The organism is Enterobacter sp. B79-1, from assembly GCF_057444735.1.
Genome location: NZ_JBYAZJ010000004.1, coordinates 170,105 through 191,914 on the forward strand (window position 1 = coordinate 170,105; position 21,810 = coordinate 191,914).

Genomic DNA, 21,810 nt, shown 5'->3' on the forward strand with positions numbered 1-21,810 from the left:
AAACCCTTCACGGTATGTACATGATATCGATGGAGATTAGCGCACCCGCTGGGTGAGCAGTTCCGTTAAATGCCCAATACGTTCAAGGATTTTTCGCGCCTTTTCCTGATAAGAACGCGCCGCCGGAAAGAGCGATCCGTCAGCGGCGCCTCTGCACCATTTGTCGTTAAAGCGGCTCACGCCGCCCGCCATCAGATGCAGGGCCTCTCCCCGGGAGATGGCTATGCCGGTGGCAAGCCTTATCTCGTCAATCACCCTCTCCGGGACCCCGTTTTGCGGATCCCGCTCATAGACAAAGGGTGCCGCTGCGCCGGGCCGGATGCGTTTGATGCGTTCGGTTAATGCCCGTCTCGCACGCCGGTTAAGGGGTTGAGAGGGATCGCTCACCGTACAGTTAATGACAGAACTCCGAGGAGGCGCAGGTGCATCCTTCAGCTCAGCGGCCCGCTTCGGCACAATTTTCCACTGCGTGAGCCGGGTCAACACCGGGCTGCCCGCACCGACGGCGGAATCGTACACGCCGCGGATGCGAACGGTCTCCTCGCCGTACTGGTTACATTCGGCGCGCGGTTCATACAGCGTGCGCACCTGCAAATCATCGCGACGCACAAACGGCCCGCCCTGTGCGGTGACGTAACCCGCCCAGTCCCCGGCGTCCGCCGCGTCATGGACGGCGGCAAACTCGACGCTCAGACCGCACGCGGCCTCGGTGTCCGACAGTCGGCGAAGCTCGCGGTAGACGGTTACCGGCGCGCCGCCGATAAACTGAAACTGGCGAATATGCCAGCGCCCTGCCCAGGCCGACACGGCGCACGCCGTCTCCTTTAGCAGCCCGCCGCTTTCATTATCGGTTTCGCCATCCAGCGCATAGCCGTCGATGTTCTTTGAGATGTATTTGGCGATATAGCCGGTAGCGCTGCCTTTTTGCGGATCGATCGCCTCCGCGTGAAAGCGCGCCCGTCTGGCGCTTTCGCTCTGCAACTCAGCGGCATCCTCCTCCCGCGCGTAGTCCCCTATAATCTGGCGTACACATTCGACATCTTCCGGCAGCATAAACATCAGCATGTGCCAGTGGGGCGTACCGTCGTGATGGGGTTCCGCAACGCGGATACCAAAAATGCGCCGCCCCTCCCGGTGCAGCTTTGCGCGAATGCGCGCCCACAGCCGCGTGAAGTAGCGCTGCGTATCCGCCGGGCTCGCCCCGTCCCACTTCGCGTTGGGGTAGCCCGCGCTCACGGTCGCGTGATACCGCGCGGGCGCGGTTAACGTATAGAACTCGCCCACATAGCCCAGCGCCTGGCAGATGTTTTCGAAGCCGCGAATGCGGGTCATCAGTTCACAGCGACGTATCGCCGGATTGGCTACCGAGCTGTCGTATTTATCAATCAGGCTAATGCGATTGCCCTCTTCATCTTCCAGCTCCATGCCCTTGAGAAATTCGCGGGTGCGGCGCTTCTGCTCGCGCCATTCCGTCACGCAGCGCTTGCTCGCATACGCCGTTCTCTTTTTGCTGACGTTGCCGAGGGCAATCTGCACATGCTCGCGCCAGGCGGCCGCGATCCGACGCAATCGCCCGCGCCACCACGCCTCGGAAAACAGGCGGATCACCGCCGCGGCAACATCATCTTTGTTGAAAAACGTCGTCGTCACCCGCTCCCAGTGCGGGGGCGATACGTTAAACTGCCGTGCGATCAGTCCGGCGCGCTGATACCAGACGTACAGCGTCTGGTATTCACCCATGTCAGCATCGTTAATATTCGCCAGCTCGCCGCGAATAAAGCTGGCGATATCGGCGGCCAGCAGGTCGATATCCGCACGGGACATATCGGGAAGTCGGTTATAGCGGGCAACCAGCTCGACCATCCGCGAGGCAAGGTATTGCAGAAGTCGGGTGTCGAAATGGCCTTCAAATACAGCCCGGGAGACCGCATCGTGCAGGCCCGCGCAGGCATAGCGTTCAGAAACCTGCCGCAGGCGGGGCAGTATCCTGTTGCAGAAGCGGATCAAAAAGGCATTGGCCTGCGGGCTGCCCCGACGCTGTTCGAGAGCGTCGACCGTGCGCCAGACGTCAACGCGCACGCAGTCAGGTTGCTGTGAGAGGGCAATTCTTGCCTGCTGCAGCGCCGCGAAAAGGCGATCGCGGCGCTGCAGTTGGGCATGGGTAAGGTAGGGGCTGACAACGGCCGACCGAGGAGCGTTCCATGGATACTCAAATGACGTAGCCAACTCATCCTCCCCGAACGTGTTTATTTTTCATCTCCTCGATCTCCTGGCAGGTGAAGCACAGCGCCACGCCGGGCACCGCCATGCGGCGCGCTTCGGGTATCGGGGCCTCGCAGTCCTCGCAGAGGAAACGCGAAGGTGATGCGGGCCGTCTGCGGGCGTGATTAATGTGCCGCTCTCTGTCTTCCTGCTCGCGCGCCTGCGCAAGATCGATAAAATCGGCCATCAGTGCAGCTCCTGTGATTCACGCTCGTAGCGGGCCGCTTCGAGGCACAGCAGTTCGGCAACGTCTTCTCCGCTCATGCCGGTTTTAAAGATATGGCTTGCCAGCGCCTCCAGGCGCAGGGAGACCGCGCGGGCTCGCGCGCATCGCTCCTCTGTTTTTGCCTCCTTCAGCAGGCGTTTCAGTTCTTCATTTCCGATCGGATAAGGGTGGTTTTCACTGTTTCGCATCACGCGTTCTCCTTAATTTCAGGCAATAGGGTGCCCGGCGGGTTTACGCCATTCGTTTTTGGGTTGGGTTACATCGGCATGGTCAGCCGTTCAGGAAATAAACTCACAACAGCACGAAAATGGTTCATGGCGGTAATCAGCGCCCGTTTCTCCTCGGTCGTCAGCTCGCTGATATCACAATCGTGGCGGGCGACGGGCAATCTCGCCAGGAAAAAGATGGCGGCCAGCGCCCTGCAGTTCTCCTCAAAACAGGGATCGCGCTTATCGCGCAGCTCGGCCATAAACCGCGCCAGCTCTTTTCCGCTATCGCTCCCGTATCGGGCGCGCAGTTCAGCGACGTGGTTAAGCCCGCTAAGACGCGCCCCCACGCTAAGTGGAACCCTTGCACGGGCAGCTTCTATCGCCATATTTCCCCTCGCGTAAACTCACGCACGCTAATGCGCTGATAACGGGCACAGCACGGCTTTTTCCGCCGTTTGAGGATTGCGATTTCACAAGCCATGCTGCATGATTCCCATTTTGATACTGTCTGCAATCATTAGCCTCTGTTTGCCAACGTCTGCCGCTGATTGCCCGAATTTGTAATGATATTAATACCCAAATGAGTATTAGTAAACACCCAAAGGAACGTATTTTGATTTTAGATTCTCAAGTGAATAATGAAGAGTTACTCGATAGAATCTGTCAGGTATATGGTTTCACGCAGAAAATCCAGCTGGCCCGGCACTTTAATATCGCCGCCAGCTCGCTTCAGAACCGCTACGCGCGCGGTACCGTCTCTTACGACTTTGCGGTTCAGTGTGCACTGGACACCGGTGCCAGCCTTCGCTGGCTAATGACCGGGCAAGGTGCGCAGTTTGAAGGTAACCCCGCGCCGGGAGATCCCGTTTCGGTTTCCACGTTCACCCTTAGTGATGGAAGATTGGAAGAAAATACTATTTTGAGTATCGATTCTGCTGTCTTTAGCAAACCGCTGGCGCGCGGCATCGCCGTCCGGGCGGAGGGCAAGCTGCACTTTATCGAGAAAGAGGCGTCGTTAACCGACGGTCTGTGGCTGGTTGAGATTGAAGGCACCACCAGCATCCGCGACTTAACGCTGCTGCCGGGTAAAAAGCTCCACGTGGCGGGGGGCAAGGTTCCCTTTGAATGCGGTATCGACGAGATCAAAACGGTGGGTCGCGTGGTGGGGATTTACAGCGAGGTTAACTGAGGGCGTGCAGGTATTTGCACGCAAGAAAAAAAGCCAACCCCGCACTCCCGCGGCGTTGGCCCTGTTTTTAAGGCAGTGACGCTTACAACAGGTTAAAAGACATAACGCATGCCAAGGGTAAATTCATTAGAGACGATGTGTGCTTTCATCTGTTCGTCTTTTAAGCCACGCGCATTAGTGAAGTTATTATATCCGCTTTCGATCTTGCCCATATCGATATAGCGGTAGCCCAAATCAACATACAGACGCTCAACCGGCATATAGCTGACGCCCGCGCCTAACGCGTAGGTCAGGTTGCTTTGTGTCGTTGAGGCGTATTCACGTCCGGCGTTGCCCTGCCAGCCGCCCGCTTTGATCTTACTCACGCCGAGCCCTGCGGTACCGTACACGGAAACACCGTAACCCAGCTCATAATCGCGATACACGTTGAGCATCAGAAGCTCAGTTTCGGTCTGGAGATGGTTATAGCTATTAGCGAATGTGCTGGAGCCGCTGGTGTATTCAGTTTTCTGCTTAAAGGTGTACTCACCTTCGGTGCGCCAGCCGTTACCAAACTGATAGCCCGCAGCAATCGCCGCTCCGCCAAAATGCTCTTTTTCTTTACCGCCGGTGAACTGCCCGACACCCGGGCGAGCGCTGGTATCCATCTCTTTCGCTCGCTGCTCGATCTGCAGGTATTTTGCAGAACCGTAATAGCCTGCTTCAGTATTTGCCGCCATAACGGTAACCGGGATTGCTGCGATCGGCAGGGCTACTAAAATCGCTTTCATATTCATCTTCACTCCGTTGGAAAATTATTCCGCTCGTCGAACCCTCGTTCGCCGATGCCAGGAAAACACACTCAGTGAGACGAATCATAGACAGTCCCGAAAGGGCAAACTATTAGGATGAATACGCGTTTTACCTGGTAATTTTACGTAGGGATTTGTCTCATTTTTTACTCTGTTTATTGCTATTTCAATCAGTTACAAGATTCGATTAACGGTGATAAGGTAGCACTGCCAGGATAGATGGACAGTACGAAATGGGTGTTATTGATATTTATCGAGTAAGGCGACGGTAGACAATTAAATTTCCTGAAGCTGCCTCGAATTCTCCATAATTAACTTTTTATCATCTACTGAATTTTATTTAGTCCGCGATCTGATACGCAAAAATGATATCTGCCGTTCGCACGGCAACCGGACTGATGCTGCCCCTTTTCATCCTCGTGCGGAAACGCAGGAAGACAGTTCTGCCTGTTGTGAGCTTTATTCACGGGTGGACTGTAGATACCTTCCCCTTAGTGGAAAATGGCTCGCAAATGCAGGTTTTATCAACGGCATGCCAGTCAAAATCCGGGTCATGAAGGATTGTATTGTCATTACGCCGCAACATACGCGTGAGTTATGGGGATGCCTTGAAGGCATGAGTGTGGTGAATATCAATAAAAAGAAAGTGGCGCAGTGGTTGAAGACATTTCCTGGAGCGCTGAATGATTTGGGTGATGTGCCGGTGATTAAGCGAGAGTAAGTGACGTTTAAAAGAAGATCCCGGCGTAAGTACCGGGATCACTATCAGTAAATAATTACCGGATAATCTCCGTGACTGGTAGTAATAACATAAGACTCAAATCCGTTATTTTCAGGATAGATATTTATATATTTTTCATTATCGAAAAATAGACTCAATATTTCACCATCAAGAACAGAACACCTCCTGACTACCTGGTTAAGCAAGGGAAATAAAAACTTACTGGTTGATAAGTCCTCACCATGCCCTGTAAGCAAACGATCTTTTTCCCAACACTGAAATGGGCACTGGATCATTACTCTAGCGCCTGATGAAAACAGCAAAACTAAAGATCCCACACCCACCGTTACCCCGGTAAATATGGATTGTTCAAATTCATGAAGCTCAACATCAGTAATCATTTTGCTCTTACCTTTTTGGCAGCATAGAGTCTGCTCTGGTGGTACATATGTTTCACCATGTGTACCATTGACACCTGTAGCAGGATGATTTCCGGGAGCACGTAACAACACCGGCTATCTGCCAATAATTAAGCACGGGAACGGACATTGTTGGTAAGCCTGACGATTAAAAACAAGATCCCGGCTCGGTGGTCGGGATCTCTAACATCATGATTCTAATAATCGCAACCAATCATCAAAATCATCAATACCATACAAGTAATCTCGATCTGAGGAAGGAAGATCGACAGCACCTAAGCTTTGAATCACTTTCCAGGCAACTTGATCTGTGATTCGAATATCATCCGCATCAATAATTGAAAAAGCCCATTGAGCAACATTGGTTCTGTCTAGCGCACCCGATTTTAACTTATTAATTACGCTAGCAATTTCATAACGCGATGGAAATGCGTTCATACTTATCTCCTTCCTTGATAATTACCATCAGCATCAAAAATATGGTGGTTCTTATCATTGGTAACAGGTTTCGGAGCCACACTACGAATATTTCCAGCATGATCGAGTGTTTCATACCAGGTTCTGGTTTGGCCTGTTTTTGGATCCCACTCTCTAACCAGTCTGGCCCCTGCCATTTCTCCAGTTGTTCTGGAAGGCGTCATATCACCATAAAAGCGATAATTTCCATTCTCCAACTCCTTAACTCCAGCCTGCCCATATTTCTCAGCCTGTCGATAGTATTCTTTTAGTTTCGCCCCTTCCAGGGAACTAACAGCACGGTTTCCACCTTTAGCTATCCCACCACCTGCGCCAAGAGGCTCTCCATCCCCATCCAGAACCCCCGGTTTCAGCCAGCCCGGACGGATATCTATTATCGGAAGCTTCTTATCCTTATCACCCAGCGCATTATTCTCAACCGAGTTCTTCCCGGCCTGCCCCCCGGCCACCGTCGATCCCGTACTGTCTCCGGCAAGCCCACCTGCCATCCCGGCCGATATCGTTGCCAGCGCACTGACCGTCTGTTTCTGCTCTTCGCTCAGCTTCGATAAATCTTTGACGTCAGGGTACAGCATACCCGCTATCGCCTTAGCCGCAAGCTCACCGGTCGCCGCTCCGGCCGCCCCCGCTGCGGCACTGTTCCCCTGCAGCGCCGCAACCGCGCCACCCAGTATCGCGTGCGCCACCACCGCAGCCTCATCGCTCAGCCCGGAACCATGTCCGATATAGTTTGCCAGCTCCGGCGCCGATGCCCCCGCCAGTGCTGCCGTCAGGTCGCTGCCCGCCAGCCCCTGAAGCGCGGCCGTCGCCGCCTGGATACCCCGCTGCAGGTCGCTGCCTGTGCCGTATTTCGCCGTCGTGGTTTTGTACGCATCGGTCCCGCGCAGCGCATCCTGATAGGCCTTTTTCAGTGCGTCGCTGGCATCCGCTCCCGGCTCAGTCACGCCCTCTTTCGCCAGTTCTTCCCTGGCCGTATTCAGCTCATTTATCTCGCCCTGAGTACGTGCAACATCCGCCGCCTGCGAGCCAATCTCACCTATCAGCTGCACTTCCTGCAGGCGCTGCTGCTCCTTCTCCTTGTCAAATATCGGGCTGATGCTGCCGTTCGCATGCTCTGCATCGCGGCTCAGGTCAGCTACATCCTGCTTCTGGTTCTCCTTATCGCGGATGATGAGGCTGCCCTCGCTCACCGCCGCCTGCGTCGTCCCTTCCGCATGACCGCTGTTGCCGCCTCCGGCCAGCAGGGCATTCTCCATGTTCCCGGCAAACTGCCCGCCGATGCTGCCGCCCGAACTGATGCCAGCGCCCTGGTGCTCCGTCTTAAAGTCCGCCTGGAGCACAGAAGGGGATGAAAATCGGTTATGTCAGCATCCGGCATTTTTATCACAACAACTACACCGCCACCTGGTATTCCCGTAGCCCCAGCCTGCGCCTGAATGGCAACTTGCTGGAAGAAGCAGGATTCAGCACCGACACGCCGGTCACGGTCAGCGTTGAGCAGGGAAGACTGGTGATCGAGCCGGTTAAAGACTGACGATCAAAAGATCCAGGAACTGGGGCCGGGATCTTCCTTTCTAATGAGTTTTTGGTAAATAAAATAGCTTTTCGGCAACCCTACGATCCAAATCACTATCGCCATCCAAGCACATATACTCAGTAGCAACCCAGTGTAGATAGTAATAAATATCGTCAACGCCCTTTCCTGAGCATATTAACTCGCAGATAGGCTGTACATATGCGTCATATTCATCATTAGCTTCAATTAGACCGTTGATCCCTATAGGATCCCATTCGTTTAGTAAAACAGCTCTAATCTGCTCATATAATATTCGATTACTCATTTTGTTGGTGCTCCGGGTATTACTGTTACAACATCGCCTGTTTTAGAGTTAATGATCACACGGAGATTGTTGGTCGAATCATAATAACCTGTAGTTCCAGAATTTGTTGGGTAGGTTACTCCAGCCTTGATTGTGTTTTCTACAGCAGAAGGTGGTACACCGCGCCCTTGCATACGATCAACTGCGTGAGCTGAATAGGTTCGTTCACCAATTACCGCTGGTGAATTAGAGCCTTTTGTATTCATAGGATTACCGCTTCTTCCAGTCGGGTTATAAGCGCTTCCCGAATTTCCACCACCGCCCTTAAGCGGATCCCCGTCAGCATCCAGCGCATTTGGTTTCAACTGGTTGATGTCAAAGATATTGACCGGCGGCTTGTTCTTACTCAGCGAGTTATTCTCAGCCGCATTCTTCCCGGCCTGCCCCCCGGCAACCGCTGACCCCGCACTGTCTCCCGCCAGCCCGCCAGCCATCCCGGCCGATATCGTTGCCAGCGCGCTGACCGTCTGCTTCTGCTCCTCGCTCAGCGTCGACAAATCTTTGACGTCAGGGTACAGCATACCCGCTATCGCCTTCGCCGCAAGCTCACCGGTCGCCGCCCCTGCAGCACCCGCTGCGGCACTGTTCCCCTGCAGCGCCGCAACCGCACCACCCAGGATAGCATGCGCCACCACCGCAGCCTCATCGCTCAGTCCAGAACCATGTCCGATATAGTTTGCCAGCTCCGGTGCCGAGGCCCCCGCCAGCGCTGCCGTAAGGTCACTACCCGCCAGCCCCTGAAGCGCTGCCGTCACCGCCTGGATACCCCGCTGCAGGTCGCTGCCCGTGCCGTATTTTGCCGTCGTGGTTTTGTACGCATCGGTCCCGCGCAGGGCATCCTGATAGGCCTTTTTCAGTGAGTCGCTGGCATCCGCTCCCGGCTCAGTCACGCCCTCTTTCGCCAGTTCATCCCGCGCCGCCTTCAGCCCTTCCGTCTCGCCATAAGTGTTCGCAATATCTACCGCCTGCGAGCCAATCTCACCAATCAGCTGCACTTCCTGCAGGCGCTGCTGTTCCTTCTCCTTGTCAAATATCGGGCTGATGCTGCCGTTCGCGTGCTCCGCATCGCGGCTCAGGTCAGCCACATCCTGCTTCTGGCTCTCCTTGTCGCGGATGATGAGGTTGCCCTCGCTCACCGCCGCCTGCGTCGTCCCTTCCGCGTGTCCGCTGTGACCGCCCCCGGCCAGCAGTCCGTTCGCCATATTCCCGGCAAACTGTTCGCCGATGCTGCCGCCCGAGCTGATGCCCGCGCCCTGATGTTCGGCCTTAAAGTCCGCCTGATTGTGGATATCGCTGAAGCCCAGCGTCCCGGTATCGAGGCGGTTTTTATCCGCCGTCGCCGTCGAGGCAATCACCCCGCCGTCGAGCTGCGTGTGGTTGCCCACCGTCACGTCAAACCCGCCGCTGCCGGCGAACATCCCGCTCTGCTCCAGCACCGAGTCGTAGTCGCTGGTCATTTTATCGCGACTGACGTTGATGCTGCCCGAAGCCGTGCCGGCACCAAAGGTGTAACCCACACCGCCGCTGACGCTGTTCTGCTTGCTGTTGTAGTGGTCGCTGTCCTGCGTGCTGGCTATCGTCAGGTCACGCCCGATATCCGCCAGCACGGCGTCGCCGCTCACCTGCACCCCGGCAATCGTCGCGTCGCGCCCGGTGGTGATGGTCACGCGGTTACCCGCATCCACCGTGGTCTCGTTCTGCCAGACGCCGTTGCCCTTCTCATGCCCTTTGCTGCTGTTGGCGTTCGCCGAGATGCTGATGCCCGCACCGCCGGAGCCGACACCCACCCCAACGCCAAGACTGCCACCACTGCTGCTGTTTTTACCCGTCGTCTGCTGCGTGTCCTGCGAGGCAATCAGGTTGACGTCCCGCGCTGCGTCAAGCGTCACGTCTTTCCCGGCCTTAATCTGGCTCCCCACCACGGTGATGTCGCTTCCGGTGGACTTGATGGTGACGTTATTCCCCGCGCTCAGCGTGCTGCCCGTCGTCGTCTCGCTCTCACTGTGTGAGGAGGATTTGGACGACTGCGACCCCAGCGACGCGCTTACGCCGACCGTATTGTTATTGCGTTTGTCAGAACTGCCCTTCGCCTGATCCAGCGCCACGGCCTGACCCGCCTGCACGCCGGAAAGCGCCGCCTGCGTGCCCTGAAGCGCGGCAAGGCGCGAGTCGCTGCTCTGCTTCGCGCTCTGCTCCGTGGTGACCGCGTTATTCACCGCGCTCCCCGCCGCCCCCGACAGCGCCACCGTCAGCCCGCTGCTCTTCTGCTCGAACCTCTCATCGCGAGTACGTTTGTCGTGCCCCGGCTCAATCACCACGCTGTCGCCGGTAAGATGGATATCCTTCTGCGCGATGATATCCGCCCCGCCGATATGTGCCTGTTTGCCCGCCGTGATGCTGACGCTGCCGCCCGTCGAGCCGACCGTGCTGAAGCTTTCACTCTGGGTCGTGCCCTGCTCCCGCAGGTCGTGGGTGGTTTTGCTGCTGCCGATGGTGAAGCCGATACCGCCCGTGCCCATCAGGCCGGACTTTTTGGTCTCCTTAAAGCGCCATGAGGTGTCGGTGTTGGTGGCCGCCACGATGTCCACGTTATTACCTGCGGACAGGGCAACGTCACCGTCTCCGGCGACCGCCGAACCTTTAACCAGCAGGTTGTTCCCTGCCGACACCGTCACGTTGTCGCCACTCAGCAGCGAGCCCTTCTCCCGCGTCGCGCTGTCTTCCTCAATGGTGTGGGTGGTCTTTTTGCTGAGGAACCCTTTTTTGGTTTTGGTTTCTTCCTTAAAGTGGTAGTCACTCTCCGTCGCCGTGGTCAGGTTCACGTCGCGACCTGCCGCCACGCCGATATCACCCTGCGCCGTCACCTCTGCCGCCTGTGCGGTCACGTCCCGCCCGGCAAGAATGACCGTGTTACCGCCGCTGGCGATTGCCGTGCCCTGCTGGCGTACGGACTCATCGATAACGGTTTTCTTACCGCCCTGGCTGCTGCGCGTGGTGGTGGCTTCCGCCAGCAGGTTCACGTCGCGTCCGGCCTGAATGCCCACATCACCCTCTGCGGCCATCGCCGCCGCGCGGGCATTCAAGTCGTTACCCGCCTGCAGGGTGAGGTCGCCGCCTGCGGTCAAAGTGCTGCCCTGATGCGTGACGGACGCCGTCTCTGTTGTCGTGCGGTTGCGCCCGGAACGTCCCTCGCTCGTCGCCATCTCGTTGGCGGTGATGATGATATCGTTCCCTGCCGCCATGCCCAGGCTACCGCCCGCCGACACGTTTGCGCCCGTCACGTTGATATCCTGTCCGGCGCGCATCACCAGCCCGTCTATCGCGGTGATGGACGCCGTCGTGCCCACATCCGTACCGCCAACATGCACGTTCCCCGCATCAACATTCCACCGCTGGGTACGGGTGACATTGTTGATACTGCCGGTAAGGCTCTCAAGCCCGACGGTTTTACCGCTGATGGCGGAGCCGATGTTGTTGATATCCCCCAGCGCGCTCAGGTTCAGCCCGCCGCCCGCGCTGATGAGCCCGGCGTTGAGGTTGCTGATGCTGTTGCTGCTGTCGATGGACAGGACATTCTGCGCCGTGATGGTGCTGCCGCTGTTGGTGACGTTGCCGCCCGCCAGCTGCACGTTATTACCGCCGATCACGCTGCCGCTGTGAACGGTGACATCCTTCGGTGACAGATAAACTTTCGGGACCATCACCGTCTGGCCGTTAATGGTCGCCGCTTCCCACCACAGCAGGCTGTGGTCAAGCGCGGCAACCTGCGCGGCCGTCAGCGCCACGCCAAATTTCAGGCCCAGCGCCTGCTGCTGCGTGGCGGCGCTGTCCATCAGATAGCGCATCTGATCGAGGTCGGAACCGATGCCGTTGATATACCGGCTGCCGGTCTGGTTCAGAATGGCGTTGCTGACATAACGGGTATCGAATGCCGCGTCGCCGAGGAAACGGTAATCGCGATCCGGGTTCAACCCCAGACGGTCGAGGAAGTACGCCGAGCCGAGGAACTGGTTCCGATCGGTGTAGGCACTGTTGGTCTCACGCGGTGCATCGCCAGGCTTGATGCCGAGCATGCCATAGAGTCCATCAAACAGGCTGTTATCCACCTTCCCGAGGCCATCAAGCTTAGGGTTCACCGTTATCAGATACGGGCTATCGGGGTCGGTAGATGGCACAAAGTAACCGTTATCACCGGACGGCAGCGGATAGTTACCGCTGCTGCCGTTCTGGTCGGAAAGGGATGAACCGCCGACGATGTCTTTCAGGGCGTCGGTGAGATTATCCAGAAGGTCGGGGGCACTCATGTTTGTGCTGCTACCTGGAGTCAATGCCTCACTGTTCAACCCCTCACCGATAGCTTTAGGCGTAAGTGTATTCAGCGTTGGGGCATGAATAGTGTTATTGAATCCCCCCGCGTTGGCAGTGACGTTGGTATTGCTGATGTCACTCTTAAAGTTCGCACTGACGTTACCGCCAGCACTGATAACCGAGCGGTATACTCCGCCATCGGCCACAAATTCTGTCGTCCGTTCACCGAGGAGATAAGGCACCCAGCCATACCAGCCATAGTCCTCATCAAACCAGCCCCAACTTCCGTCTGCATAGTGCGTCAGAGGTTGCCATTTGCTGTCGTTGCAGTCCTGATAAAACCACTCACAACGATATTCAGCCTGAACGTAGGTAACGCGACGTCCACCTTCGGCAGAGAGGTTATTCAGCGTCCCTCCCGTAAGAACGGCGTTACGTCCCGCAAGAATATGGCTAGCACGGTTATCCAGCGTCCCTGCATTGATTATGATGTCGCGTCCGGCAGCCATTCGGGCGGAACTGCCGGTGGCTGATACGGACACAACGGACTCACTCAGCAGGAATTGCCGGATATCTTCCCCTGTGAGGCGGTAATCAACCCTGTCACTGCACTGTCCACTGCCATTTGCACCACTTCCGGCGCAACGCTCATACCTGTCAAAAACAACCTTACTGCCATCGTTTTTCCAGTCTTCAAGCAAGAGGACAAAATCCGAAGGTCTGCCGTTGAGGTCATAACTGATGTAGTGTTCATCTGCGGCAGGAATGGCATCAGGGTATTCCCGTTCTGACTGGCTGACAGTCAGCCCATCGGCTTCATTGAGCAAATGGCGGGTATTCACGGTGATATCGCCGCGTGTGGTCTCAATCGTACCGGAGCGGTTAATCACTTCTTCATTTGCCTCACCGACAGCATTCCTCTGCATCCAGAGGCTGTTATCAGCAAGAATGTCGCCGTAAATATTGTGAATACGCGCAGCAAACAGGGAGAGATTATTGCCCGCATAAATCAGCGCTGTATTAAGCAGCGTACCTGCAGCCGTCATCGTCAGGCTGCCCGCGGTACCGGTGAAGCCGTTGATGGTGATATTTTCCCGCGAGGTAAGCTGCACGTCTCCGCCCGCCTGAAGCGAGCCGGACGCATTCAGCAACAGGCTCTGCGCGCTGAACGTGCTGCTGCCGTTACCGGTGGTGAGCGCACCGCTGTTGGTGAATGCTCCGCCCGCGCTGAGGGCGATGGCATTGCCCTGGATAACGCCGCTGTTGGTGATGGCGTTTTGCGAGGAGACCGACAGCGTTTTACCTGCGGCCAGCGTACCGGTGTTAACAAGCGCATTAACCAGCTTCAGCGTCGCGTCGCCCAGGGAAACCACCTGACCATGACCGCTGAAGTTGGCGACATCGAGCAGCAGGTTGCCCCCGCTGTAGAGTTTACCGCTGACGGTATCGGTGAGAGCGTCACCCGCTACCGTCAGCGAGGCCGTACCCAGCACCGTGCCGCTGTTGGTGATGTTCCGGTATTTCACCCCCAAATCCGCACCCTGAAGCGTGCCGCGGTTATCGAGCGAGCTGCCACGCAGCTCAGCGCTGCCCGTCGCCAGGACATTTCCGCCATTCACGGCGTTCACCACATCCAGCAGCAGCGTGACGGCCTGAACCAGCCCGCCGCTACCGTTTGCCAGCTCTGGCGCGGTCAGCGTGAGCTTTCCACCGGAGAGAATTTTGCCGTCATTCTGTAAACGGGTGGTGGCTTTCACCGTGGATTCACCGCCGCCCTGCACCGTCCCCTGATTATTCAGCGTGGCGGACGACGCCTTCAGCGCGTTCTGGCTCAACAAAACACCACCAGCGGTATTGTTCAGCGCTCCGGAAACATCCAGCGTCAGCGCTTCACCCTGAAGCCGTCCGCTGTTGATCAGTTGCCCGGCTGTGATTGCGGTCGTTTTACCCTGAATCTGTCCGGCGTTCGTCGCATTACCGGCATTCATCGACAGGACGCCAGCCGTGAGTAATTTCCCGCCTGCCTGGTTGGTCAGCGTCTGGTTCAGCGCGACGGAAAGCGCATCAACCCCGGTGATTTCACCGCTGTTTGTCAGCGTATTCGCCTTCAGCGTCAGATCCTTGGCTATCCACTGCCCGCTGTTTGCAAGCGTCAGTGCTGAGAGCGCCAGTTCTCCGTTTGAGGTGATTTTGCTGCCCGTCGTACTGATAAGATTTGTGTCGATCTGCGCATCCAGTACATCTGCCGCCTGGATCGCACCGCCGTTCGTAAGCGCCTGCGCATGAATAAGTACCCGTTTACCCTGCCATTGCCCGGCGTTACTGAGGTCACCGGCCGTCACCGTCAACTCACCCGCCGTCAGCAGCGATCCCGATGCTTCATTCACCAGCGAGAGGAGCGGTGCAGCCATCTCCAGACGAGCAGCCAGCGTCAGCGCAGCGATCCCGGTGAGCGTGCCGCTGTTCGTGATACTGTCCTGATGCGCGGTGACACGGTTCCCCTGAACCGCTCCGCTGTTGCGCAGCGTATTCCCCGTGAGCGAGAGCGTGCCAGCCGATAACAGATTGCCGTTGTTAACGGTATTGCCCGCATTCAGCGTGATGTCGCCCTGGCTCATCAGTTCACCGGTATTGCTGAATGTCCCGGTGGTGAAGGCATTAAAGGAGCCGGTCGCCAGCGAGCTTCCGCTGTTATTCCAGTCGCGGCCGCGAAGACTGACGTTCTGCCCCTGCAGCTGGCCAGCGGTGGTCAGCGTGGTGCCTGAAAAGGTGAGGTTCCCGCCCGTAAGCGTGCGCGAGCCTGCCGCTAAATCCAGCACTCCGGCGGTCACGGATAACGCGGTATCCCCCTGCAAGAGACCGCGACTGTCGAGGCGATCGGCATTCAGCGTCAGCGTGTTCCCCACGATACTGCCCGTGCTGGACACCGATTGTGCCGTGATGCGGTTTGCCCCCTGCGCCAGCAGCAGGCCTCCCGCGCTGTTATTCAGCGTATCGTAATCAACAAGGAGTGACGCGCCACTCAGCTCACCGCGGTTGGACAGGCGCGAACCGGAAAGGGACAGCCCGGCATCGCTGGTGATAATGCCGCTGTTTTTCACGTCAGAAACTGAAAGGGTGAGTGCCGCCGGGCTGTACAGCACGCCGCTGCTGCGGTTATCCAGCAGACGGGTAACCAGTGACAGCGTCTGCCCCGCGTGGATCAAACCACTGTTAATGACCGCAGGACTGCTGATGGCGAGCGAAGACGCCGTCAGCGTCCCCCTGTTATTGAGATTCGTGGTTTCAATCTTCAGGGCTGACGCAGAAGATTTCCCCCCGTGACTGAGAGCGTCAGTGGCGTTCAGGATAAGCCCATCTTTCGCAGCCTGCGTCCCATCAAGCTGCGCATTCTGTACGTCCATGCTGACGCTGTTACCCTGCGTCTGTGCCGTTGCCGTGGTCGTCAGGCTTTGACCCCGAATGCTCACGGAGCCGCCCGCGCTGGTTTCGCCTGCAAGGGCGGTAGCCGTATTGTTCAGCGCCAGATCGCCATCGCTGTGGGTCACTGACTTTTCGGTGGTGATGAACGCGTCTGCTGAGCCAGCAAGCCCTCGGGCACCGGAAAGCGTGCCGCTGTTTGTCACCTGTGCAGCCTTCAGCGTCAGCGTGTCATCGCTGACGAGCGCGCCGCTGTTATCCAGCTTACCGCTCGCGATAACGGTCGTTTTACCTTTCGCGCCGGTGTCACCAGACAGCGTGGCGTTGCGCGCGTTGATACCCAGCGTGGAGGCGCTTTTCAGGGTGCCGGAACTGGTGATGTCGGTCCCTGAAACGTTCAGGCTGTTGCCCTGAACGGTGCCGGTATTGCTGAATGTCCCGGTCTTCAGCGTGGCATCCGTCCCTGCGGACAGCGTCCCGCTGTTGATCAGGTTCCCCGTGTTTATGGCAAGAGATTTTCCGGCAATGGTACTGCCTTTCAGCAGGGTGTTCCCTGACGTGGAGAGCGCGATATTCCCGCTGGCACTGGTTCTGCTGCTGCTCTCCTGAGTCAGCGCCTGACCGCTGAGCGAGATATCTGAGGCGCTGACGCTTCCGCGCTGCGTCAGCTCACCGCCTTTCACCGACAGTTGCTGACCCGCGACGACAGAGCCGTTAAGCGCGGCACGCTGCGACGCCTCCAGCGAAATATGGCGTGATGCGGTCAGCTGTGTCCCGGTCTCCAGCGTTTTCGCGTTAACCGTGGCATCCTGCCCGGCGATGTTTTTCCCCTTAAGCGCCGCGTTTTCTGCCACGTTCACGGCAAGGTTACGACCGGCACCGGCCTGGGCATCCGCACTCTGGGTGAGGGCGTTTGCCGTCAACGTGGTGTCGGTTCCCGCAGTGAACGCGCCGCCGTTTTGCGTGAGGGTACCGTTGGTCGCTAACAGAAGATTTTTCTCGGCGGCGATATGGGCCTGGTCGAGCGTCAGGGCGCTCTGCCCGGAGACAGTGAGGTTACCCCCTGCTTTATGGTCGCCGGTTAACGTCACCTCTTTCGCAGAAACGCGGGTGCTGCCGCTGGCAAGCGTGTTTTTCAGCACCACTTTCCCCGCGCTGCTGAGCGTAATATCGCCCTGACGCGCGTTAAGATCCCCCAGGTTTACCCCCAGCCCTGTTTCGCTGGACACCAGACGAATACGGTTGGCGTACATCCCGCCCAGCGCACCCGTGTCTACCGCCACCTTCGGCGCGTCACCTTCCCCTTTCAACGCGCTGACGCTGCCGTCCGCCGCGACGCGGTTCGCCCCGGCGACCACACGTATCTCTTTCGCATGCAGTTGGGCATTGATCTCGGTCGCGCGGGAAATAATCGATACGGCATCACTCTGGCTGCCATCCAGCCCGGCGCCCTCAATGGTGACCGCACCTTTAGTCACATCAAGCGATTGCAGCTTACCGCTGGCGTCGAGCACCGGTTTCCCCGTGGTGAGCGTCGCATTCGGCGTATTAATAAATCCGCAGCCGTTACAGGTGATACCGTAGGGGTTCGCCACAATAACGTTTGCCGCCTTGCCCGCCACTTCGGTGTAGCCCTGTAAATGTGAGCGGTTCGCGCCGGTGACTTCGTTGATGATCCCTTTGGCTTCCTGTCCGGCTTTCAGGTTGGGGTTGTTTTGGATAATCCCGCCAAGCTGGGTCTGGTTCAGCTGTCCCGTGGCGTTATTCAGGATCAGCCCTTCTTTGCCGACGTTGTAATCATGGTATTTATTATGGGAAATACCGGACTGATTCGGCGTGGCAATGTTCACGACCGGAACACCGTTGGCCGCCTTATCCATCTGCGTATTTCCGGACGGGGCGATCGTGGCGGCTACCGCAGGCAGCAGCGGCTGGGTTGCCAGTAATACGCTCAGTAACGCGCTAAGCGCACGCTGTGAAAAACGAACCTGATCCTTTTCCATCATCCCTGTCCCTTAAAAAGCCACTGAAAAACGGTAATAGATCACGAGGTGATCCGGTGCCAGCCAGTCCGGATAGTCCACCGGTGTGCCGACGGTAAACTGGCTGGAGTACCCGCGATTCGTCGCGGTAAGCCCCAACGCGGTTCCCCACAGCGTGCCGGAGGCGTAACGATCCTGGCCGTCCTTCTTCAGCCAGCCGCCGTCAATTGCGGCAAGTAAGCCAACATCGCCGACCCACGGCAGCGTAAAGAGCGACCAGTTCAGCTCGTTTCGCCAGTAGCCGCCGTTATCCCCGGAGATGTACTGCTCCTTAAAGCCCCGAACGGACGTTTCGCCGCCCAGCGTCAGACGCTCGCTGCCGTACAACCTGTCCGGCGACCACTGAAAATAGACGCTGGTGAGCCACCAGAGTTTGTCCGCCACGGGACGCTGAAAGCTGCCGTTCAGGCTCCATTTGCGGAATTCGGCTTTTGGCACATCACCCTGTTTGTCGTTATCGTCTTCTGCCCCCAACCACGGCACGCCCTGCGTAAAGGTTGGGTTCAGGGTCGCCACGCCCGAGGCGATTTTTTGCGTGTGGTTAATGCCCAATGAAACACTGGAGAGTTTGCGGCTGCTGGTGGCCAGCAAAACATCATCGAGATAGTTCCGGTTAATGCGGTGAGTGATGCCCGCCGACAGACCGGTTTTGATATTGCCATTGCGGAACAATACCCAGGAGCCCGTCAAACGGTGTGTTTCGGTATCCCCCGTCGACCGCCAGAGGTAGCCGTTATTATCGATAGTGCTGAGGTAGTTGCTCCAGCTGTAGCTGTAGTCCAGCAGTGCGTAGCCGTAAGGGATGCTGACGCCTGCTGCAAAATTTTGAGCATCCTTGCTGTTGGAAAAATCACTGCTGCGCCCGCCGCTGATAAACCACTTATCCGCCAGACCCAGCAGGTTATTTCCGTACAACGCGCCACTAAGTTGCCCGGTCCCGGTGCTCTTTTGTCCGCTGTTATCAAAACTGACGGAGCCGCTAAGGGGGAACTCTGGCGTGGCGGTCAGATTAACCACCGAGTAGCCCTGCCTGTCGCCGGGCAAAATTTCAATCTCAACGGGCCGCTGACGTACCCGGTTGAGCTGTTCCATGCCCTGTTCGATATCGCGCAGATTAAGGATCTTCCCCTCAAGCCCGGGGAAGGTCATTTTCAATGTGCGGTCCGGTACACCTTCGAGGCGAATGTGCTGAAGCTTTCCTTCCAGCACAGCAAGATGGAGTACGCCGCCGGAGAGATCCTGCTCGGTTAAAAACGCGCGGCTGGTGATATAACCCCGGCTGATGTACCAGTCGGAAACGGTGTTAGTCAGGGTATTTAAGCCAGCAATATCAAGGCACTGATTCAGCCACGGCGCAACCAGCCGTTCTTTAGCTAACGGAGACAGAAGGTTGGCACCCGTCAGTTCGATGCGCGAGATAGCAAAACAGGGGCCTTGTGGCGTCGCGGTACTGTCGGGCTGAACGGGACGCGGTACCACCACGCTGCGCTCCAGCGATTCACGCTGACGCTGGCTCTCATCCAGCAGCTGCTGCTGTTGCTGCTGGATGGTATTACGGTCAGTCGGTGACAACGGGGCGGCGAGTGCGATCCCTGGCGCCAGTAACAGGATGGCCGCCAACAGCGCGCATGCTGATGTTTTCCCTAACACTCTTTACTCTCCGCTTAAAGTCCGTTTTCAAACTTGACTGTTAAAAAACGAGCAACTTATTTCAAAAAGTAAATAGTGTAAATATCAACAAAGAGAATAAGGATATTTCTGGCGCATTTTCAGATTTTGTAGGGGTATATCTGAAGCAAGATTAAAGAAATCCCCTGTCGCGCCGATCATCATCCGTGTGTATTATTTCCTGTAGCTTTTACAACAACTAACCTTAACTCAAATACTTAAGCGCCAAAGCGAAAGGCATCATGAGCACACCGATCAAACGGCTAGAAATCATAAAAAATGCCATCGAACTGGAAGATGACGACATCATCCAGAGCCAGCTGACGCGGCTGAAAAATGAAGCGTTTGACGAGGAGCTACAGGCAATCGTCGTGGCGCTTGAGAATAAGAACTACACCGCAGCCATCAGGGCCATCACCGCGTGGCTGCAGGGCCAGCGCGCCGTGGCCCCGTGGCGTGACCCGCAGGTGGCCGCCAGCAAGCTGGAGCTGAAGGCGCTGGAAGAGCGTCTGCGCGATCTGATTGACCGCCGCAACGCCCGCGTGCAGCAGCTTGATGAGTTCAACGATCTCTATTTCTCCCGTCTCGGGCCGCTGATGCAGCAGATCCTCGCCCTGCGTAAAACGCTGGCGGAGTTAAACCTGCGTCGTCAGCAGGCGGAGGCGCGTCGTCGCGAAGAAGATTATCGCCGCTGTCAGCGCTATATGGCGCAGGCCGTGGAGGTGCTGGCAACGCTCACCCAGCGCTGGCGCGATCTCCCGGCCGATTCCGTACAGGCTGCCGAAGCGCGTAAACAGCTGCAGCAGCAAAGCAACCTGATTGCCAATCTTCTGGCCGAAGCGCTGGAACTGGAGAGCGGCTTAACGCGTGAAGAAGAGCCCGCGCGCCAGGCGCGCGATGAGGCTAACGAAGAGTACGAGAAGTATCGCGAGCAGCATCACGATGCCGAAGTGCGTCTGCGCAAAGGGAAAGATCTCTCGGAAGAGGATCGGAACGAGCTGAAACGCCTGTGGCGTCAGGCGAGCAAGCTCTGCCACCCGGATCTGGTGGCAGACGATCTGAAAGAAGAAGCTAACACCATGATGGTGCAGCTTAACCAGGCCAAACAGCGCGGGGATGTGAAAGCGATCCGTTCACTGGTGGCGCGCCTGCAGCAGGGCTTTGAGCCAATGATGGCGAGCGACAGGCTGAACGATCTGGAGCGTATCCGCAAAAAAATGGCGCAGGTGCGCGAGCAAATCGACACCTTAGTGAACGAGCTGGCGGAACTGGAGAAAGAAGAATCCTGGCTGCTGGTGTCGTCGCTGAACAATATGGAAGCCTACTTTGCCCAGCAGGAGAAGGCGCTGCATGAGGTCCGCGCCTCGCTCGAACATCAGGTGAGCGAAGCGCAGCTGGAGTCCGCAGCCTGACTATTTAGCGTGCCAGTATGCGCTGGCACGCACCAGCTGTTGGTCAATCGCGTCGGTTTCAAACTGGCGGCTCAGGTTTTTCACCACCTTCCCTTCCCCGGTCAGCCAGATAAAGTAATCCTCTTCGGGCACGGCCAGCGTCGCCAAACGATCGGCCACCGCCTGCGGGTTGTGGCCCACAATCCAGGTGATGTTGAATTCACTCAGGTGCGCCAGATAGTCCTTATAAGATCCGTCCCCCACGGTCACGACCGCATGAACGTCCGGGCGTACCGGCAGTTTTGCGATGCCTTCTAAACGGCGGCGCAGCGCGGGCATCCCGGACTCATCGCACACGTACAGCTGCCAGGCGTAATCTTCCGGCACCACCAGCGATCCGCGCGGCCCACCGATAGTGAGTTTGTCGCCAGGTTTGGCTGCGACCGCCCAGCTGCTGGCAACGCCGCCATCATGAACGAAGAAATCCAGCACCAGCTCATTATTCTCCTCATCGAACAGGGGTGTATAGTCACGCGCCTGCGGGCGCACGCCATCGCCCCACTCGATGCCTTCATCGGTGACAACGGGCGGAACAAAGGTCGCGCCCGGCGCAGGGAAAAAGACCTTGGTATGGTCGTCGAAACCGCGGGAGCTAAAGCCTTCCAGCGCCTCACCGCCGAGGACAACGCGCTGGAAGCCAGCGCTGACGCGCTCGACGCGGAGCACGTTCAGCTCGCGAAAGCGCAGGTCATTGCGGACACGTTGAGGGTAACGGGTTGATGTCATTTTTATGCCCTTCTCAGGTGA

The 21,810-nt window shown here is 57.3% G+C and carries 13 protein-coding genes and 2 pseudogenes; 4 read left to right on the forward strand and 11 right to left on the reverse strand.

Annotated features, from left to right (window positions below; all coding sequences use genetic code 11):
- Positions 1-36: 36 nt before the first annotated feature.
- From AC2T6E_RS13730 to AC2T6E_RS13745, 4 genes are all read right to left on the reverse strand, one after another.
- On the reverse strand, positions 37-2,226 hold the full coding sequence (locus tag AC2T6E_RS13730) for a replication endonuclease (RefSeq protein ID WP_337256720.1): 2,190 nt from the start codon (positions 2,224-2,226) through the stop codon (positions 37-39).
- A gap of 1 nt (position 2,227) precedes the next feature.
- Positions 2,228-2,449 (reverse strand): TraR/DksA family transcriptional regulator, encoded by a 222-nt coding sequence (locus AC2T6E_RS13735; RefSeq protein WP_010435809.1) that lies wholly within the window; start codon positions 2,447-2,449, stop codon positions 2,228-2,230.
- Positions 2,449-2,676, reverse strand: a complete 228-nt coding sequence (locus AC2T6E_RS13740) for a DUF2732 family protein (RefSeq protein WP_089601083.1) — start codon at positions 2,674-2,676, stop codon at positions 2,449-2,451. The genes AC2T6E_RS13735 and AC2T6E_RS13740 overlap by 1 nt, the downstream gene beginning before the upstream one ends.
- Before the next feature lie 68 nt (positions 2,677-2,744).
- A complete protein-coding gene (locus AC2T6E_RS13745; protein WP_337256721.1) occupies positions 2,745-3,083 on the reverse strand; it encodes a DUF5347 domain-containing protein in 339 nt (112 codons plus the stop codon).
- A 227-nt stretch (positions 3,084-3,310) separates the two neighbouring features.
- Here AC2T6E_RS13745 and AC2T6E_RS13750 point away from each other — a divergent pair, with 227 nt between their 5' ends.
- Positions 3,311-3,886 carry a phage repressor protein CI gene (locus tag AC2T6E_RS13750; protein WP_109081686.1) on the forward strand — a complete coding sequence of 192 codons (576 nt, stop codon included), beginning with the start codon at positions 3,311-3,313 and terminating at the stop codon, positions 3,884-3,886.
- Between the two features lie 92 nt (positions 3,887-3,978).
- Here AC2T6E_RS13750 and AC2T6E_RS13755 read toward each other — a convergent pair whose 3' ends face one another.
- Positions 3,979-4,662, reverse strand: coding sequence for an outer membrane protein (locus tag AC2T6E_RS13755; protein ID WP_337256722.1), 684 nt, complete (start codon positions 4,660-4,662; stop codon positions 3,979-3,981).
- 361 nt (positions 4,663-5,023) lie between these two features.
- Between AC2T6E_RS13755 and AC2T6E_RS13760 the strand changes: the two are divergent.
- A pseudogene (locus AC2T6E_RS13760) lies at positions 5,024-5,398 on the forward strand (SymE family type I addiction module toxin); the annotation flags it as partial.
- A gap of 44 nt (positions 5,399-5,442) precedes the next feature.
- On the opposite strand, the gene AC2T6E_RS13765 reads toward AC2T6E_RS13760, so the two are convergent.
- From AC2T6E_RS13765 to AC2T6E_RS13775, 3 genes and pseudogenes are all read right to left on the reverse strand, one after another.
- Positions 5,443-5,910 (reverse strand): hypothetical protein, encoded by a 468-nt coding sequence (locus AC2T6E_RS13765; RefSeq protein WP_447854288.1) that lies wholly within the window; start codon positions 5,908-5,910, stop codon positions 5,443-5,445.
- Positions 5,911-6,006: 96 nt separating this feature from the next.
- Complete coding sequence (locus AC2T6E_RS13770; protein WP_174341496.1) at positions 6,007-6,255, reverse strand: hypothetical protein; 249 nt, start codon at positions 6,253-6,255, stop codon at positions 6,007-6,009.
- Between the two features lie 440 nt (positions 6,256-6,695).
- Positions 6,696-7,628 (reverse strand): annotated as a pseudogene (locus AC2T6E_RS13775) (VENN motif pre-toxin domain-containing protein); the annotation flags it as partial.
- 14 nt (positions 7,629-7,642) lie between these two features.
- Between AC2T6E_RS13775 and AC2T6E_RS13780 the strand changes: the two are divergent.
- On the forward strand, positions 7,643-7,828 hold the full coding sequence (locus AC2T6E_RS13780) for a SymE family type I addiction module toxin (protein ID WP_174341495.1): 186 nt from the start codon (positions 7,643-7,645) through the stop codon (positions 7,826-7,828).
- Between the two features lie 303 nt (positions 7,829-8,131).
- On the opposite strand, the gene AC2T6E_RS13785 is transcribed toward AC2T6E_RS13780, so the two are convergent.
- Positions 8,132-17,908, reverse strand: coding sequence for a hemagglutinin repeat-containing protein (locus tag AC2T6E_RS13785; RefSeq protein WP_486692185.1), 9,777 nt, complete (start codon positions 17,906-17,908; stop codon positions 8,132-8,134).
- A gap of 9 nt (positions 17,909-17,917) precedes the next feature.
- Positions 17,918-19,567: a ShlB/FhaC/HecB family hemolysin secretion/activation protein gene (locus AC2T6E_RS13790; RefSeq protein ID WP_460212760.1), complete on the reverse strand. Its 1,650-nt coding sequence runs from the start codon at positions 19,565-19,567 to the stop codon at positions 17,918-17,920.
- A gap of 287 nt (positions 19,568-19,854) precedes the next feature.
- Between AC2T6E_RS13790 and AC2T6E_RS13795 the strand changes: the two genes are divergently transcribed.
- The gene (locus tag AC2T6E_RS13795) at positions 19,855-21,024 is read left to right on the forward strand and encodes a coiled-coil domain-containing protein (protein WP_126815511.1); all 1,170 of its coding nucleotides are present in this window, start codon (positions 19,855-19,857) and stop codon (positions 21,022-21,024) included.
- Here the strand turns inward: AC2T6E_RS13795 and AC2T6E_RS13800 are convergent, their stop codons facing one another.
- Positions 21,025-21,789: a siderophore-interacting protein gene (locus AC2T6E_RS13800; protein WP_126815510.1), complete on the reverse strand. Its 765-nt coding sequence runs from the start codon at positions 21,787-21,789 to the stop codon at positions 21,025-21,027. It abuts the gene before it with no gap.
- Positions 21,790-21,810: the final 21 nt, after the last annotated feature.